The sequence below is a fragment of the Patescibacteria group bacterium genome, from assembly GCA_041675205.1.
Lineage (GTDB): Bacteria > Patescibacteriota > Patescibacteriia > GWA2-46-9 > GWA2-46-9 > JBAYUF01.
This window is the reverse complement of sequence record JBAYUF010000034.1, coordinates 1-2,759: the sequence shown is the minus strand read 5'-3', so window position 1 is coordinate 2,759 and position 2,759 is coordinate 1. Positions and strand designations below refer to the sequence as shown.

At 47.5% G+C, this 2,759-nt stretch carries 4 protein-coding genes; all 4 read right to left on the bottom strand.

Translation table 11 applies throughout. The features are described 5' to 3' along the window. Positions 1-75: 75 nt before the first annotated feature. The gene (locus WC052_06175; protein MFA7287222.1) at positions 76-900 is read right to left on the bottom strand and encodes a hypothetical protein; all 825 of its coding nucleotides are present in this window, start codon (positions 898-900) and stop codon (positions 76-78) included. Continuing rightward, positions 884-1,627, bottom strand: a complete 744-nt coding sequence (locus WC052_06170; protein ID MFA7287221.1) for a hypothetical protein — start codon at positions 1,625-1,627, stop codon at positions 884-886. The genes WC052_06175 and WC052_06170 overlap by 17 nt, the downstream gene beginning before the upstream one ends. Then, entirely contained in the window at positions 1,615-2,382 is a 768-nt protein-coding gene (locus WC052_06165; protein MFA7287220.1) for a hypothetical protein, read from the bottom strand. The genes WC052_06170 and WC052_06165 overlap by 13 nt, the downstream gene beginning before the upstream one ends. Before the next feature lie 3 nt (positions 2,383-2,385). Continuing rightward, the coding region (locus WC052_06160) for a hypothetical protein (protein ID MFA7287219.1) at positions 2,386-2,759 on the bottom strand (374 nt) is incomplete at its 5' end.

The following is a 2,759-nucleotide window of genomic DNA, read 5'->3' as shown; positions in this document are numbered from 1 at the left end:
CGTAGGTAGTGCCTGTCGATTTCAAGAAGCCCTGAGTCTCAAGCCACGCGATGGTTTCGTTTTGCAGTTCTTGGCTCATTGTTCGTTCCACTTCTTGGCATGGTGAATTGACGATTTAAAATCAACTTGGTAGTCGGTCATGACGCCTATAAATTCCGACCGGAAATGCTTAGCACAGTGCGAAGGCATATTCGAAAGCGTGGTGATGATATTGCTTGTGGATTTGTAAACGCTTTTTACACCAACACGCAGCATATCGGGAATGGCGTTCACGATGTATCGATAGTGATACGACGAAGAGTAATCGACACGCTCAACCGGGTTTTCTGGTGTGAAATTCAGCATGTCTTTGGTGAAAACCAAAGCACAATTAGCATCCGCGTCATCGCCGTCCACAAGGATGGAATAACCACCTTCGAATTCAAGGAAAACGGCGAAGTCAGAACGCACGTCAACGATGAACAATTCAACAACGTCATGGGCGCTGCGCACTTCAGTTTCGATTTGGAAACTGCCAACCGTTTGACTACCTGCATTCTTGGAGTATTTCCAAATGACAGGCACGTCACGATCATTGAAATACTTCATTACGCCGTCGCAATACGTTTGCAAGAAAGCCAAACGATTTTCTTCTTTGGCCCGCACGCTGCTGAAAGCGCCCCGCAGCGTTTGCACACCACGATTATGATAGAACACTTCCATCACGTCGGAAGGTTCGAATTCAACGAGCGACAGAACACCGTACGCTTCGCCTTCCATACCGGATATACCAAACACAACCACACGACCGCTGATACGTGCCCAAACGGTTTTGTTCCAGAATGTGTGCAGGCCGTCTTCAACGAAACCGAGTTTCCCCAGCGCTTCTTCAAGCAAGGTAAGATCAGTTGGAACTGGCATTGAAACTCTCCGACAAAAAGGTTACGGCAAACGCGTGAACTTCAGGGAATTTTGTTTCACGTAAGACACACATAACAAGCTGAGTGTGGTGTTCATCCTCAACTTTAATCTGCGCCACTTGGTGGCCTATGTTGCTAACACCATATTTCAGGCATTCCGCAAGCGCGTTGGTCATGTTGGAATATACGACGGTTTTGCTACCAGTCTGCACACGGTTATGCGTAAGCACACCTTCTTTGCAGTGACTGTCGTAATTCGTTTCGGTGTGCATCACATCGAAAATTTCAGGCAGTTCGACATCCATCGGATTATCTTCAGCGTAAACCACACACTCCGGCGTGCTGAACGTTGCTTCGTCGGCGCGATTCATTGAAAGCGAGAACAGCAGCAGTGGATCAGTGATAAACGTTTGATAGCCGTTGTAGAAGAATTCAATTTCTCCTGCGCGTTGCACATAACGAACAGGGAACGCGTTATTACCACACACGCGGGCCACATCGGCTGCATAAACGAGTGTTTGTTGGTGCCGCTCTGCTGTGACTTCCAAAGCGATGTCGATAGCAGTTTGATTTTCTGCGCCGTCGCCAAGCAATGCTTTAGTCGGGGAATACACGTCGTCGCTGTAAACGGTGGCGTACATTTCACACACGGAAATGCTGACACGATCTTTCCACCAGCGCTGCGAATCGATGTCGAATATGAAACCGTTGTCGATTAATTGTTGCATATATTCTGCACCTCTGTTGGGATTACACCGTCTGTGAATCGAATTGTATAATACGTCTTTTTCTCGGGTGTGGAATTACCCAAAAGAACGTGCAGAATTTTGTCAGGACTGTGCGGCCAAAACTCGCCGACGTGTGCGGTAATACTTTCCACACCGTGACGCAGCATCGCCGGGATAAAATAGGCAAGATCGCCGATGAAATGTATTTGGAAATCACCATCAAAACTTTTGGATATGTGCATCCATGGTGCATCTACATCTTGCTGCGTGGTCTTGTTCAAACAACCAACAACGTCGTCAAGTATTTCAACGCCGTATTCATCGATACCAACCTGTAATTCGAATGGTCCACCATCGAGCAAGTGCGCAGCATCTATATGAAACAAGTGGCGATCAAACAACGTGAACTTCACAAAATCGCCATCAACCATACGCATTTCTACAGGAATCTTCTTCCCTAACAAGAACGCGTTCACGCTTTGAGCCAAATCACGAAAACGACTAACCTGAACTTTTGCAATTTTATGAACAGATGCAATCTGAATCAGCGCGTTGTCAGTATCGCCTTCGTGGTAAATCCGCTGTGCGATAGACGGCCCGTAAAGGCAATTCACCTCGACCAGACCCGTCAAAGGCCCAAGGCAAATACGCAAACCTTCAAGTTTGCATTCCAGCCAGTCTAGATCGTTGGGCACCCATATACCGCCCAGCGATTCACAAAGAGCCTTCACGCGATTACAGAGTACAGAGTTCATAGCTTAGCCTTTTCTTTGGCAGACGAATTCAACGTAGGTGTGGGACAGAGAGTCAGCAAGTTCCGGCGCCAGCATTGGCGGGCACGTTGGAAACTCTGCCACGATTTTGTGAACCTTTACGTCAGACACATTGCGGATTTTCCACAGATCAACATTACGCAGGCATTTGATATCCACGAAAATATTGATTGTGTCATCAGTGGACTTAACCACGGGCATTGGCGGCGCAGGCTGTTCAGCCAAATAGGCTTCCACAATTTCCACGTAGGACATCGAGAAGTTTTTCGCACGGGCTTTATGCACGTATCCCATGAACGCGCTGTAATTCGTGAAGTTGATAGACAAATTCGAACGTGGGTAACGGGCATGCAACAAGG